Below are 14,935 nucleotides of genomic sequence, written 5' to 3'. Positions count from 1 at the left end.
CCATCAGCTCCACGGATAGGGACTGTTGGAGACGGGGTGCAGCTTGCCTTCAGCATATCGCGCGAAGCGGAACGGTTCGAGCAGGCGGCTTTTCTCGCCGAGGATTTCCTGCGCTAACAGTTTGCCCACCCCGATCATCTTGTATCCGTGATTGCTGTCGGCGATCACCCATGCGTTCTCGCGGAACACGTCAATCACAGGAAAACTGTCGGGCGTGAAGCAACCGACGCCGCCCGAAGGCTCCTTGTGGTAGTCAGCCATCCGGCCTTCGAAACGTTTCTGACAATGGGCGAGGGCGGAGACCCACATGACCGCAAAATCTGGTGAGGAAATCCATTCAGGGCTCGCCGGACCATATGGATCAATCGCCAGTTCTTCAGCGGGAGTTGTCACCTCATAGGGCATCGCGCCGCCCTGAATGCCGTTGAAGTTGAAATCAGGCTTGTAATAAATGCCCCAAAGCTCGTCCGTGATCAGCGAGCCGTCGACAATCGAATGGAGCGGCGCATCGGTGTCGATATGGATCACCGGCGGCATATTTCCGTCATTGGTCTTCTGGATATCCGGATCGACTGCCAGCACGCCTTCCTCAAGCTGCCAGAACTTCCACATCGGAACATCGCGATGGAGTGTTCCGTCACCACCGCGCACTTCGATGGTCGGCGGCAATTCGAGCATTGACCAGAAGTCGCGCACCCATGGGCCTGCGCCGATCACCACTTGTTCGCAGCCGATCTCTCCGCGATCCGTCAGCACCGTGCTGATAGCAGAGGAATTGCCACTAGCGCTGCGGAAGCCGGTGACTGTTGTGCCGCCAAACAGCCGCACCCCTTCGCTTTGCGCCTTCTTCCAAAGGCCCTGCATGGCGAGCATGTTGTTAGCATAGCCGCCCTTCTTCTCATGCAGGACCGAGGTTACGCCCTGGGCCTGCCAGTCTGAGAATATCGATTGCATGTAACGCGCGCTGTCTCGCTCGCCCTCGATGAAGCTGCTTTCGTAGCCGATCGCCTTTTGCTGATCATAGATCGAGGCGACGTCGGCATGCATGCTTTCAGCGGAAATCTGCATATAGCCGACCGGATGGTAGCTGTAAGTTTCCGCATCCTCCTCCCAAACCGCGACTGAATGCGCCATCAATTCGCGCATGGCCGGCTGGAAATAGTTGTTGCGCACCACGCCGCAGGCAATGCCCGATGCGCCTGAGCCGACATCGCCCTTGTCGAGGATGACAATGTCCTTGCCCGAGCCGAGTCCGCGTTCGCGCAGCAGAACCGCGAGATGATAAGCGGTCGAAAGGCCGTGAACGCCTGCACCGACGATCACATAGGGCGCATATTCGGGAAGGGTCATTCTTGGTCTCTCCTTCTTCGCAACCTGCTCAAACTGCCACCGGCGGGTTCGCAGGCCAACCGCTGATAGCTTGCATCACAGGCTCTGATGGCATCGAACAGAAATGCTTGACCGGGTTAGGCCATCAAAGCCGGATCGAGCGGGAAATGAGTCAGCCGCTCATTGCCCGTTTCGGTGACGAGGAACATGTCCTCATGCTTGACACCTTCGCCGCCGTGTTCGGAACCAACAAAGGCCTCGACTGCGAAAACCATACCCGGTTCGACAATGCCTTGCGGATCGGTTTCATCGGAATCTTCTGGGTATCGGATCGCGGGGCATTCATCGGCCATGCCTACGCTATGCGCGAGTACGCTGTAGCGCCGAGCGCGGAATTCTTCGGGCAGGCGATAGGACTGCTGGGTTATCTCCGCATAGCTCGCGCCGGGCACGATTAGCGCGGCATTGTGTCTGACATGGGCGAGTGCGATTTCGTGGAGGCGGCGCTGATGATCGGAGGCTCTCGCTTCTCCTGCCAGCCAAGTGCGCGAATAGTCGACGCAATAGCCAAACGCGCCGATCAGATCGGTGTCGAACGCTACCAGATCGCCAGGTTCGATGATCCGTCCGCTGCATTCCTGATACCACGGATTGGTGCGCGGGCCTGAGGTCAGCAGGCGTGTTTCGATCCATTCCCCGCCGCGCTTGATATTGCCCGCGTGAAGGTGCGACCAAAGCTCAACCTCGCTGATGCCCGGGTGGAAGGCTGTACGCATCTCTGCCACGCTGGCATCGCATGCGGCGATGGCGCAGCGTATCGCGGCAATCTCGTCAGCGGATTTGATCTCTCTTGCGCGCTCCATTGCTTGCTGGCCCTCGACCAGTTCGATCCCGCAGTTCTGGAACGCGAAGATCACCGCTGGGTCGGCGCGATCTATCGCAAGCCGTCCGTCGCGCCCGCCGACCTCGAGCAGCACCTCCGCAACTTCGGCCGCGAATCTGGCTGCTGCCGTTCCCGCTTGCTCGCCATAACTGAATACTGGCGCGCCGCCGCCTGAACGTGTTTCACCAACTAACGGCAGGTCTGCTGAGAGATGCGCGCACCCTTCGAAGTCCCACAGGATCACGCGTCCCGAAGCGGATACAAGAACCGCCCGGCATGGATTGTGCGCCACCCAGAGCTGCATGTTCGTGCAATCGGTGATGTAGCGGATGTTGATGGGGTCGAAGCAAAGGATCGCAGCGATGTCTCTCCGGCCGATCTCGGCAATGACGCGCTTCAGGCGATAGGCGCGCATCGTATCAAGGTTAGGCAAAGCTAGTCCGAGTTCGCTCCATTCGCGCAATGCGATCGGGCTTGGTTCGATGGTGGTAGCGGAGGGCTTGCCTGCACTCGGGCCAATGCGCGATTGCATAACGCTCGCTCAATCCAGCGCGATGGCGATATTCTTGGTGCGGACGTAATTCGCGAGTGCCTCGACGCCCTTTTCCCGGCCAAAACCCGATTTGCCAACGCCGCCGAAGGGGGTCTGAATTCCGCCGGCGAACCATTGATTGACGAAGACCTGCCCTGCGCGAAGCCGGTTCGCAGTCCGCAAGGCCAGACCAACGTCGCGGGTGAAGACTCCCGCGACCAAACCGAACTCGGTGCCATTGGCAATCGCGATGGCATCTTCGTCGCTGTCGAATGGGGTGACGCACAGCACTGGTCCGAAGATTTCCTCCTGCGCGATCGGACTGGCAGGGTCGACCTCATCAAGGATCGTCGGGGCCATGAAATGTCCGGCTCTGTCAATTCGGGTGCCGCCTGTGACCACTTTCTGTCCGCTGTCTCGGGCCGCGGCGACCATCGCCTCGACCCGTTCGAGTTGGGTGGAGGAAATTTGCGGTGTATGGTCACTATTCGACAGCCCATCACCTATCGACAGAGATTTAGCCATGGCGACCAGCCGCTCGACAACGTCCCGGTGACGTGAGCGGTGGACCAGCAGCCGCGACATGGCCGAACAGACCTGCCCCGCATTGTTGAAAATGCCCCATTTTACGCTTTCGACCAGCGCCGCTGCATCAGCATCTGCAAAGGCAATCGCGGCGGACTTGCCGCCCAGTTCAACCAGCGCGGGAGTCACGGTTTCGGCTGCGGCGTGCAAGATTGCCTGCCCGGTGGCGACCGAACCGGTGAAGACGATCTGATCGATCAAAGGCGACCCGGCGAGGCTTGCGCCTAGCTCTGCACCATAGCCATTGAGGATCGATACTGCGCCTTTTGGCACTTCCGCCCGCTCGATCGCATGGCCGACCATCAAGAGCGCGGCAGGATCGAGTTCGGGTGCCTTGAGGATCGCGCAATTTCCCGCTGCCAATGCTGGTGCCAGCGAGCGCGCGGCGAGCGAGACCGGATAATTCCAGGGGATGATCTGGGCCGAGATGCCATAGGGTTCGAGCACAGTGAAGTCGGCATGGCCCGGCCCCAGCGGGATTGAACGCCCCTCGATCTTGTCAGCGAGACCTGAGTAATATTCGAAATAGCTCGCTGCTTCGGCAAATTCAGCCTCCGCATCATCAAGTCGCTTACCGCTTTCGCGCGACAAAAGCGGGGCACCTTCTGATGCGAGTGCGCGGATTTCGGTAGCGACGCGCCGCAGCATGGCGGCGCGCTCGGCAGGAAGCATGTCCGAAAGGATGCGGCGATCAACGCAGCCTTGTGCGGCCTCGATTGCTAAGCTTAGGCTTTGCTCTCCCGCGATCGCTGCCTCGAGCACGATTTCTTCAGAGGCGGGATCCTCGACAGCAATCCGCGCACCGCCGTCGCCTTCACGCCATTCGCCGGCGACGAAATTGCGCGCTAGCCCGTCCTCCGTTCGAGAATGCGTCATCCCGCCTGCTCGATCAGCGCGTTCGCAATCCATTGGTGAAAGGCATGGGTTGGCCGGTCCATCGCCGGAGCGAACTTGCCGCCATCGAATTTCACCCCGCTGCGGCCGCGTTGCATTCCTTCGACCGAGGCGACGTCTTCTTCAAACACTGTTTGCCACAGCGCGGCATTGCGCTCGCGTAGATCACGCCAATCTTCATCGCCAACTTTGGGGTCAGCGTAATACAGCGAGACGTGCTCGCGTGTCCGCCCCGGCCCGTCTGGCTCAAGGACAATGGCGAAACTGTGATCGCGATGGACGCCCAGCAAGACATTGGGAAACAGCGAGATATATTCGCCCTGAGTGGCCCAACTCTCTGTCAGATCGGGAAAGTCGGGGAATCGCTGTTTCTCGTCGCCCGCGAGCTGGCGGTAGACCCGCGTACCCTGACCGGAAAAATGGCCATCCTCGATAATATCGTAATGGTCTTCCAGCCGCGAATAGGTGTTGAGACCGGGATGGACGAAGGGGAGGTGATAGGATTCGCAATAGTTCTCGACCGCCAGCTTCCAGTTGGTTGCGACGTCTATGGTAAAGGCGCTTTCCGGTCCGCAGAAATGCACAGGGTGGTCAAACTCGCTCCATCGTTCGATTACTTTGGCGGCGTATTCCTCAAACGGAGGCGCCGTGCCCGAAATATTGACGAAGACGACATCCTGCCAAACGTGCGAAGCGATCTCGATCAGTCCGAAATCGCTCTTGTCGAATGCCGGATCGCTGTTCTTTCCCGGGCCGCCCAGATGCGGTGTTGCCGCGAGCGCGCCATCGAGCCGGTAGGACCAGCTGTGATAGGGGCAGCGGATGAGATTACCGGGCACCTTGCAAGGTGCATCCACCAACACTGTTCCGCGATGGCGGCAGACGTTCTGGAAGACCCGCAATTGCCCTTCGCGGCCGCGCACCAGAAGCAGCGGCATGCCGAGGAACGCTACCGGGTGAACGTCGCCTGCCTTTGGAACGTCCTTACCGAAGCCGATCCCGCACCAGCTGCGGAACAGCACGGCGTCTCGCTCGGCAATGAAGTGTTCGTGACTGGTATAGTGGCCGTTCGGCAGCCCGCGTGCTTGTTCAATCGGTTGGCAGACTCTTTCGAGCGCTTCAAAATCGAGAACAGACGACATGCGCAGGGCCTCTCTTGCCAGACGGTGGTCGAGGAGTTCTCACCTCAATGCGTCATAGGCAACAACAATTCCGCTGATAGTATGCCGCAAAGATTGCCTAGACGGGGTTGTCTTCACCGAGGCTGTCAGCAGGCAGCGGTGTGCAATCGACACCATGTCGCATGCGGATCGTATCGCGCCATATCGCTTTGACCACCGCCAATGCGAGTAGCGCACTGACGAGGCTGAACGGCAAAGCTCCGATAATCATCGCAGTCCGGATCGCGCCGAGCCCTCCGACCACAAGCAAACTGCCGACCACCAACGCGATTGCAACGCCCCAGAAAATGATATGCCGCCGTCCGTGGTCGCCGTCATTACCGCCGGAATTGATCGTGTTGACGACCAAGATAGCGCTGTCTGCCGAAGTGATAACATAGGTAAGCAACAGGACGACAACGAGTATCGAGAAGATATAGGCAAGGGGCGAGCTCATCAGAGCAGCGATGGTGGCAAAAAGTTGGTCAGAGATAACCGTGCCAATGATATTGCCTTCTCCAGCACCGCTCAGCACCAGGTCGACAGCTGTGCCTCCGATCAGTGTTAGCCAGACGAAGCACATCAATGCGGGTGCCAGCACTACGCCAAGGACATATTCGCGCACCGTACGCCCCTTTGAGACGCGTGCAATGAACATGCCGACAAAAGGCGCGAACGCAATCCACCAGGCCCAGTAGAACACGGTCCAGTCGAGCTGCCACTGTGCGATTGCATCGCCGATCGCCGAGCCGTCAGATGAGGCTCCGCCGAATGATAGTGCGGGAAGGGCGAAAAGATAGTCAATCAATCCCTGCCCAAAAATTCCGATGCCGACCAGCGCCGAACCGGCGATGATGAAGGCCGTGAAGAGCACCAGTGATAGCACCAGGTTGAGATTGGATAGCCATTTGATGCCCCTGCCAACTCCCGACAATGCGGAGAGGGTCGAAGCGCCGACAATCACCAGCAGTGCGATGACTATGGCTGCAGTAGATGCGGTCTGATCTTCGGAAATTAGCCAGTCACCTAGGCCGATCCGGTGAAGGCCGTGGACGAATTGCTCGACGCCCAAACCGAGCGTAACCGAAATGCCGAGGATGGTGGCCACCACCGCAACTATGTCCACCAGATGCCCGGGCAATCCCGTCAGATGGCGTCCGAACAGCGGAGCAAGTCCTGACCGGATCGTAAGCGGAAGTCCGCGGCGATAGGCGACATAGCCGATCGACAGCCCTGCGAGCGCGTAAATCGCCCAGGCTGAAAAGCCCCAATGCAGGAAGGAATAGAGATAAGCGGATCGAACCGCGCTTTCGGTAAGCGGCGCCGCATTACCAGCAATGATAACAGGGTTGTTTTGCAGGTGTGCCAGCGGCTCTCCAGTAGAATAGGTGAGCATGCCGATGCCGAGCCCCGCTCCGAACATCATGGCGAACCATGAGAAGCGGGAAAATTCAGGCACATCGTCTTCTCTTCCGAGCTTGAGTCGGCCCGAGGCAGGCAGCGCCGCCAAGACTATGCTGAGCACCAGAAAACCGCCGACAAGCCAGACATACCAGCCTGAAAACATCTGGATCAGTGTTGTGTTGGCGATCCCCAAAACCTTGCCCGCGTTGAGCGGAAAGGCGATTGCCCACACGATCAGCAGCGATACGATGATCTTTGATGGAATGGTGACGTGTTTGCTGAATCCCGAATAAAATCCGGCTTCCGATACGGCGATAGGCAATTCGGCGAGTGGCGGCTCGATTGTGTTTTGATCTGGCTCGCTCACTCGAATTCCCCTTCAGCCTCACTGGTCTCTTGGCTCTTGCCCCTTCTGACGGGAGCAGAATCTTGCGCCGAGGGAGGCGTAATGGGCATTTGGGTCGGGTGAAACCATTGCTTGGCTTAGGTGCCTCATGATAAGAGATAGTAATGCTAATTATCGAGACGACGCTCTGCAATATCGCAAGAAACCAGATTAGCGGGAGAGACGTAGACAGGGTCGTTCGGAGGCCGAAAGGCTAATCGCAGAATGAAGTACGCAAAATCCCTCGGGAGCTTCGAATTCCGAACGCTCCAAGTGTTCGTCACAACCGCCGAGCAGGGCGGAATGACGCGCGGTGCCGAGGTGCTCGGCATGACCCAGTCAGGTGTTTCGCAGACGATTGCGGCGCTGGAAGAAGCTGTCGGACGGCAATTGTTCGACCGCAGCGTTCGCCCGATCGTGTTGACGGGAGCGGGCCGCGCGCTGCTCGAACGCGGCAAAAGGATACTCGCCGATGTGCAGCAGGCCTATCTCGAGGCTGCCGAGATAGAGAAGGCGCAGCTCGCCGAACTGTCGATCACCATGCCTGAAAGCCTCGCCAATGTTCTGGGACCGCGCCTCTATCATCGGGCCGGGTCCATGGCGCGATCTTGGCGTGTTTCGAACGCCTTGTTTCCCGACCAGCTATCGCGCTTCAATTCGCATGCAGCGGACATCATGATCACCGAAGAAAGTCATGTTTCGGGTATGATCGGGGTTGAGCGCTATACGATCTTTACAGAACCCTATGTGCTGATCTTTCCCAAGAACTTCCCGCTTGAGACCGAGCTCGGGCCGCATCTGGCGGCGAGCAAGTTCATCCGCTTCTCGCTACGTTCGTCGGTCGGCCGCAAGACCGAGGCGCAGCTAAACCGGCTCCAGCTCAAATTCCCGGGAGAGATCGAGTTCGATTCGGTCACCGCACACTCTCGCGCGGTTGCCTTGGGCGATGGCTGGGGCATCACAACTCCGCTGTGCCTCGCTCAAACACCGGGCGTGTTTGACGACCTGATCGTCCGGCCAATCAGCCGAGGCAGCTTCTATCGCCGCATGTCGCTCGTCGCGCGCGAGGGCATGCTTGGCAGCGCGACCAAGATGGTCACGGACGAATGCCGCGCCATCCTCGCGGACGATGTAATCCCCACGCTAGTCGGGCGCTTGCCGTGGCTAGAGGAACTGATGAGCGTCGGCGAGCAATAAGGCCGGGCGCTTGGACTGAGAATTGAACGACTCCGGTACGCCTTGCCGAGTGGGATAGAATAACGATCCGTCATGCTGTTGATTAGAATGGCGCTGCTGGTGACATTCCGGCTTGTTCGTCGCGCCAATTCGGCCAGAAAAGTCCCATTACAACGTGAGGCCGCAAGATCGGTCCGATGGAGGAGGGGCACTGCCCTAAAATTCTATGCCGCAAGACAATTTGCCGCCCCCGGGCGCACCCGATATCGAGATTGCCCGCGCCGCACGGATGGAACCGATCCTGCCTTTGGCGGAGCGTAGGCTCGGTCTCGAGCCTGAAGCTCTGGTGCCATACGGCCATCACAAGGCGAAGCTCAGCCTCGAACATATCGCCTCGCTGAAAGACAAGGCTGATGGCAAGCTCGTTCTGGTCACGGCCATCACGCCCACTCCGGCGGGTGAAGGCAAGACAACAACCAGTGTCGGGCTGACCGATGGTCTCAATGTTATCGGTGTAAACGCCATGGTCTGCCTGCGTGAGCCTTCGCTTGGCCCGTGCTTCGGGATGAAGGGCGGGGCGGCTGGCGGCGGCCGTGCGCAGGTTGTGCCGATGGAGGACATCAACCTCCACTTCAACGGCGACTTCCATGCGATCACCTCCGCGCACAGTTTGCTTGCTGCGTTGATCGACAACCACATGCAATGGGGCAATGAGCTCGACATTGATCCGCGCCGGATCACATGGCGCCGCGTGGTCGATATGAATGACCGGGCGCTGCGCAACATCACCATCGGTCTTGGCGGGCCGGCGCATGGCATTCCGCGCGAAAGCGGGTTCGACATCACTGTCGCTTCCGAGATCATGGCGATCCTGTGTCTTGCAAGCGACCTCAAGGATCTCCAACGTCGCCTCGGCGACATCATCGTGGCGCGTACGCGTGGCAAAAAGCCTGTAACTGCGCGCGATATCGGTGCTGATGGAGCAATGGCAGTTTTGCTGAAGGACGCACTTGCGCCAAATCTAGTGCAGACCATCGAGCACAATCCGGCTTTCATTCATGGCGGGCCATTTGCCAATATCGCGCATGGCTGCAACTCGGTGATGGCGACCAAGAGCGCGCTCAAGCTCGCCGATGTGGTTGTGACCGAGGCTGGTTTCGGCGCCGATCTGGGGGCAGAAAAGTTCCTCGACATCAAGTGCCGTCAGTCTGGCCTGCGTCCAGACGCGGTGGTGCTGGTCGCCACGGTTCGCGCGCTCAAGATGCAGGGCGGGGTCAAAAAAGACGATCTCGGCACCCCTGATGTCGATGCGCTCAAGCGCGGTTCGGTAAACATCGCGCGCCATATTGAGAACCTCAAGAAATTCGGCGTCACTCCTGTGGTTGCGATCAACCACTTCGTGAAAGACACCGAGGAAGAAGTCGCCGCACTCAAGCAGATCTGCGCCGACAATGGGGTTTCCTGCGCGGTTTCGAAGCACTGGGCTGAAGGTGGCGAGGGTGCTCGTGAGTTGGCAACCGCGGTCAAGTCAGCGCTCGATAGTGGTTCGACCAACGTTGAGCTGCTCTATTCTGACGAAACGCCGCTGGCAGAAAAGATCGGCACGATTGCGCGCGAGATTTATCGCGCGGAAAATGTCGTGCTGTCAGGCGCGGTCAGCCGGTCGCTCAAGGAGTTTGAAGAGCTGGGTTACGGCCACTTGCCAATCTGCATCGCCAAGACGCAGTACAGCTTCTCGACCGATCCAACCAAGCAGGGTGCGCCCAGCGGTCACAGCGTCGAAGTGCGCGAAGTGCGACTTTCAGCTGGGGCTGGATTTGTCGTGGCGGTCTGTGGTGACATCATGGTCATGCCCGGCTTGCCGCGCAAACCCGCGGCCTATGAAATTGGCCTAGACGACAGCGGCGAGATCGTCGGGTTGGCGTGACGAGCGCAACATCGCGCAAGCAACCAAGGGGGAAAGCCGATCGCAAATTCATCCGGTCAATTGATCGTCCGCATTAATGAGCAAGGGGCGCTCAAGGGATACAATCCGGCTGTAGTCATTGCATCGGCAGGCATTGCCGTCGCGCTGATAGCGTGGGCGGCGATCTACTCCGAAAGTGCGGGGGCAGCGCTTGCGGGCGTCAACCAGTTCGTCACCGCCAATTTCGGCGCGTGGTACCTCTATGTGATGTTCGCATTTGTGGTGTTCTGCCTGTTGGCCGCACTTTGGCCATCGACCGGCAGGCTTCGGCTCGGCAAGCCTGATGAGCGGCCGGAATTCTCGAACTTCTCGTGGATTGCAATGATGTTCGGTGCGGGCATCGGGATGGGCGTTCTGACCTACTCGACAGCTGAGCCGATCTTCCATTTCTCATCCAACCCCGATGTGATCAATGGGCTGGTCGAAGCCAATTCGGCCGAAAATGTCCGTCCGGCGTTGAAGTGGTCGGTTCTGCATTGGGGCTTTTCGGCTTGGGGGTGTTACGCGCTGGTCGGTCTGTCGCTCGCCTATTGCAGCTTCAATCGCGGGCTGCCGCTGAGCATGCGCTCTGCCCTCTTCCCGCTCTTCGGCAAGGCGCTTTCCGGCGTGGTCGGGCATGTGGTCGATGTGGTTGCGGTATTGGCGACGATTGTCGGGGTGACGATCACTATCGGCTACGGTGTTGCGCAATTTTCATCAGGCCTGTTCTACATCACCGAATGGCAATGGGTCATCACCGAAGCGGGCAAGCCTGCGCTCGCGGCGATGCTGGCGCTGCTCATTGTCGTGATGGCGATCTCAACCGCTTCCGCATTCTCAGGAGTCGAGAAAGGGATCAAATGGCTTGCTGATATAAACATGGCACTGTCGATCTTTCTGCTCGCATTCTTCCTTGTCTTTGGCCCCACTCTGGTTGAGCTAAAGGCGCTTGCTGTAGCGCTTTGGGATTACCTAACCGGTTTTGTCAGTATGGCGACGCAGCATTTCCCCAATGATGGAAGCGACAGCGGAGCGGCGTTGTCTGAATGGCAGGGCGCATGGACAGTATTCTACTGGGCATGGTGGATCGCTTTTGCTCCGTTTGTCGGGATGTTCCTTGCAAGAGTGTCACGCGGCCGGACCATCCGCGAATATGTGCTGGGAGCAATGCTGGTCCCGACACTCGTCTGTTTCTGCTGGTTCGCATTTATTGGCGGTACCGCGCTTGAGCTCGAAGCGAGCGGCCAGGCTGGCGGTGCAATCCTTCAAGCGGATCTGTCGGCTCGCCTATTCGCAACACTCGATGTCATGCTCGGTGATTGGGCGCTCATTGCAATGAGCGGGACGGTTGTTGTCCTCCTCGTCACGTTCCTTGTCACTTCGGCCCAATCGGGCATTCTCGTCATTCACACGATTTCTTCCGCCGGCCGGATCGGAGAGCGAAGCGGAGCACATATTGCTGGTTGGGGCTTGCTGATAACCGCGGTGATCGGAGTGCTCCTCAGCGTTGGTGGGCTGGATGCAATCAATACCGTGATGACGGTGGGCGCGCTGCCATTTTCATTCGTAATGGTGCTGATGATGGTGGCTTTGGGCAAGACGTTGTTTCAGGATCGTGAGGTGGCTCAGCTCTAATGATCGGGTGTCGGTTACGGCCGGAATGGCGAGCGCATAACGCAGTCAATCGATCGACCTAACGGTGGGGTGATGCAATATATCAATATTGCTTATTTTTGGAGATAGGCTGAAATTGACGCTTCGGCTGTGTTAAAAATACACCGGCGGAAAATATCATTAAACAACAGAAATAATTGAGCTTTATGTTAGCGAGTCAGATTGATACCATTTCATTATTAATTCGTTTGTTTATCTGACTTGTAAATGGATTGGTTGGAGGGCGATCAAGAAGTCTGATGGCGTCCAATGCTATGTGAGCCGCAAACGAGCGGTGGAATAAATAAGGTCGTGCTTGAGGGAGATAGTTGATGTCGAAGCGGAGTTTAATGCAGGGGGCCGCACTTTGTGCGCTCGCAGTCGGAGGGGCGCAGGCCGTACAGGCACAGGATGCCGGTTCAGGCGATGTCCAGCAGGGTGAAGCCCGTCAGGGCGGCATTCAAGAGATTGTCGTTACTGCGACAAAGCGAACCGAAGATCTGCAAGACGTTGCGATCGCCGTTCAAGCGATCGGCAGTGAAGCGCTTGATCAGCTCGGCGTCTCAACGTTTGACGACTATCTCGTGCAATTGCCGGGCGTTTCCGCTGGCGGCGGCGGCCCAGGCCAAAGCACCATCTACATCCGCGGGCTTGCCTCGACGACTCCGGCAAACTCGATCGCGGGTGTCGCTGGTCTTGCTCCAAACGTGGCGCTCTATCTCGATGAGCAGCCTGTCTCGCAGCCGGGCCGTAACCTTGACGTCTACGCAGCTGACCTTGAGCGCGTCGAAGTGCTTTCAGGCCCGCAGGGTACGTTGTTCGGCGCTAGTTCGCAGGCCGGTACCGTTCGTCTGATTACCAACAAGCCGGTGATCGGTGAATTCCAGGCGAAGGTCAAAGCAGGGATCGCTTTCACAGACGGGGGTGAATCCAGCCAGAATTTTGAGGCAATGTTCAACCTGCCGATCGGCGACAGTTTTGCTGTTCGCGTGGTCGGCTATATCGACAACCAGGGCGGCTACATCGACAATGTGCCCGGCACCCGGAGTGTGGCCGACAGCGCCCGTTTCCGTCCAGCGGGTACCGTTCGTGAGAATGGTGTGCCTGTCAGCGCGGCACGTGCTGGTTTCCAGGCAGGGGCTGACCTTTCGGCGGTCAACTTCATCCTGGCAGACAACGCGGCCCTGGTCGAAGACAACATCAACGATTCACAATATATCGGCTTCCGTGCATCGGCCCGGTATGAAATCAATCCGGATTGGTCGATTACCGTCGCGCATGCGCGGCAAGAGCTGGACACCGACGGCGTGTTCTCGGTCGACCCAACACTCGGCAGCGATGACATCCAGCGCTTCGTGCCTGAAAATCTGGAAGACAGGTTCCACAACACCAGCTGGACGGTTGAAGGGCGAATTGCCGGTCTCGATGTAGTCTATACCGGTGCCTACACGGATCGCGATTCCGATCAGGTTGCTGATTACACCGAGTATCTGTTCGTCGGTCAGTACCATCCGTATTATATCTGCGATGGGTCGGTGACCTATCCGGGTGCAGCTGCTCCTTCGGGAACGTGCCAGGCGCCGACGTCGCAAACCGATGCCGTGTCACAGACCCGCGTTTTCACACAGGAACTGCGCTTCAACACGCCGGATGATTACTGGCTCCGCGCTACTGCCGGCGGCTTCTACAGCGATCTCGAACTCGAAGAACGCGTCGATTTCCAATATCTTGGCAATGTCCTGGCTAACCCGTTTGGGGGCTTCCCGGACAACTTCCCGCAGCCCGGCGTTTACAACTCCGATCCGGGACCGTTCCCAGCCGAGACGATCTTCCGCAACGATATCCGCCGCACTGACAAACAGTATGGCATCTTTGGCGAAGTAACGGCCGATCTGAGCGAGCAGTTCTCTCTCACCTTCGGTGCACGCTATTATGACGTCGAAGTTGATTTCGAAGGTAGCGCGAACGGCTCGTTCTGTAATGCTGGCGGTACCGATCAGAATGCTTTCGGTACCAACATCAGCGACCTGTTCGATGGTGACGGTAGCTTCACCTTCATCGGTAGTTGTAACGCTGCCCTGAGGCAGACATTCACACTTGATCAGAGCGTGGCTGACATCCAGGCGGCTGGGCTTAGCGAGAGGCAGGCCACTCAGGTCTTCAACTCGTTGCGTGCGCCTGACACGGCATCGACCGATGGCTTTATCTTTAAGGGTACAGCCAACTGGACGCCGACAGAAGATCTGCTGTTCTATGCAACCTATTCAGAAGGCTTCCGTCCGGGTCTCTTGAACCGCCCGGGTGGTGCTTCGAATGGCGCTGGAACCTTCACGGTGCCGTTTGCGATCGACACCGACGAAGTCACCAATTACGAAATCGGTTGGAAGATGAACTTGGCCGACAACCAGGTCCGGTTCAACGGCAATGCGTTCTTCGTTGATATTCAGAATCTGCAGACAACCATCTTCGATCCGAATATCACCAACCTCTTCTTCTCCGATAATGCGGCGAATGCCGAAATTTTGGGGATCGAGGCAGACCTCACCGTTGCGCCTTATGCTCTGGACGGTCTGACCGTCACGGCGGCATTCTCCATTCTGGACACGGAGATTACCGAGGTTCTGACGCCTACCAATGATGTGGTCCTGGGTTCGGAGCTGGCGTTTGCGCCGAGTTTCCAGGGTAATCTGCTGGTGCGTTACGAATGGGATCTTTCCGACACGTGGGTGGCTCACATCCAGCCGCAGTTCACCTATTCTGCGTCGCAGGAAACCGACATCATCCAGATCAACCGGATCACATTGCCCGATTGGTCAACGGTAAATCTGTCGCTGGGGATCACCAACGATAGCTGGTCGTTCGAAATCTTTGGTGACAACCTCACCAATGCGAGCGCACCCATCAGCGGTAACTTCATCAACGACCGCTCACGCATTGTGATTTCACGGCCACTCACAGCGGGCGCGCGCGTCAGCTTCCGCTATTAAAT

The 14,935-nt window shown here is 58.1% G+C and carries 9 protein-coding genes; 4 read left to right on the top strand and 5 right to left on the bottom strand.

Annotated elements, in window-relative coordinates; translation table 11 throughout:
- Positions 1-3: 3 nt before the first annotated feature.
- From Q0887_RS07500 to Q0887_RS07480, 5 genes are all read right to left on the bottom strand, one after another.
- On the bottom strand, positions 4-1,350 hold the full coding sequence (locus Q0887_RS07500; RefSeq protein ID WP_299193654.1) for an FAD-binding oxidoreductase: 1,347 nt from the start codon (positions 1,348-1,350) through the stop codon (positions 4-6).
- A gap of 116 nt (positions 1,351-1,466) precedes the next feature.
- Positions 1,467-2,744, bottom strand: a complete 1,278-nt coding sequence (locus Q0887_RS07495) for a Xaa-Pro peptidase family protein (protein WP_299193652.1) — start codon at positions 2,742-2,744, stop codon at positions 1,467-1,469.
- Between the two features lie 9 nt (positions 2,745-2,753).
- Positions 2,754-4,205, bottom strand: coding sequence for an aldehyde dehydrogenase family protein (locus Q0887_RS07490; RefSeq protein ID WP_299193651.1), 1,452 nt, complete (start codon positions 4,203-4,205; stop codon positions 2,754-2,756).
- The gene (locus Q0887_RS07485; RefSeq protein ID WP_299193649.1) at positions 4,202-5,365 is read right to left on the bottom strand and encodes an aromatic ring-hydroxylating dioxygenase subunit alpha; all 1,164 of its coding nucleotides are present in this window, start codon (positions 5,363-5,365) and stop codon (positions 4,202-4,204) included. Before Q0887_RS07485 ends, Q0887_RS07490 begins: the two co-directional genes overlap by 4 nt.
- 97 nt (positions 5,366-5,462) lie before the next feature.
- A complete protein-coding gene (locus Q0887_RS07480) occupies positions 5,463-7,154 on the bottom strand; it encodes a BCCT family transporter (RefSeq protein ID WP_299193647.1) in 1,692 nt (563 codons plus the stop codon).
- Positions 7,155-7,397: 243 nt separating this feature from the next.
- Between Q0887_RS07480 and Q0887_RS07475 the strand changes: the two genes are divergently transcribed.
- The 4 genes from Q0887_RS07475 (at position 7,398) to Q0887_RS07460 (ending at position 14,933) form a co-directional block, all read left to right on the top strand.
- On the top strand, positions 7,398-8,369 hold the full coding sequence (locus tag Q0887_RS07475) for a LysR family transcriptional regulator (RefSeq protein ID WP_299193645.1): 972 nt from the start codon (positions 7,398-7,400) through the stop codon (positions 8,367-8,369).
- 205 nt (positions 8,370-8,574) lie between these two features.
- Entirely contained in the window at positions 8,575-10,275 is a 1,701-nt protein-coding gene (locus Q0887_RS07470) for a formate--tetrahydrofolate ligase (protein WP_299193643.1), read from the top strand.
- A 60-nt stretch (positions 10,276-10,335) separates the two neighbouring features.
- Positions 10,336-11,928, top strand: coding sequence for a BCCT family transporter (locus Q0887_RS07465; RefSeq protein WP_299193641.1), 1,593 nt, complete (start codon positions 10,336-10,338; stop codon positions 11,926-11,928).
- 368 nt (positions 11,929-12,296) lie between these two features.
- Positions 12,297-14,933, top strand: coding sequence for a TonB-dependent receptor (locus Q0887_RS07460; RefSeq protein WP_299193639.1), 2,637 nt, complete (start codon positions 12,297-12,299; stop codon positions 14,931-14,933).
- Positions 14,934-14,935: the final 2 nt, after the last annotated feature.

The sequence above is a fragment of the uncultured Erythrobacter sp. genome, from assembly GCF_947492365.1.
In the GTDB taxonomy this organism is placed as follows: domain Bacteria; phylum Pseudomonadota; class Alphaproteobacteria; order Sphingomonadales; family Sphingomonadaceae; genus Erythrobacter.
Note: the sequence above shows the minus strand (reverse complement) of the source record. Positions and strands in the feature narration are given on the sequence as shown.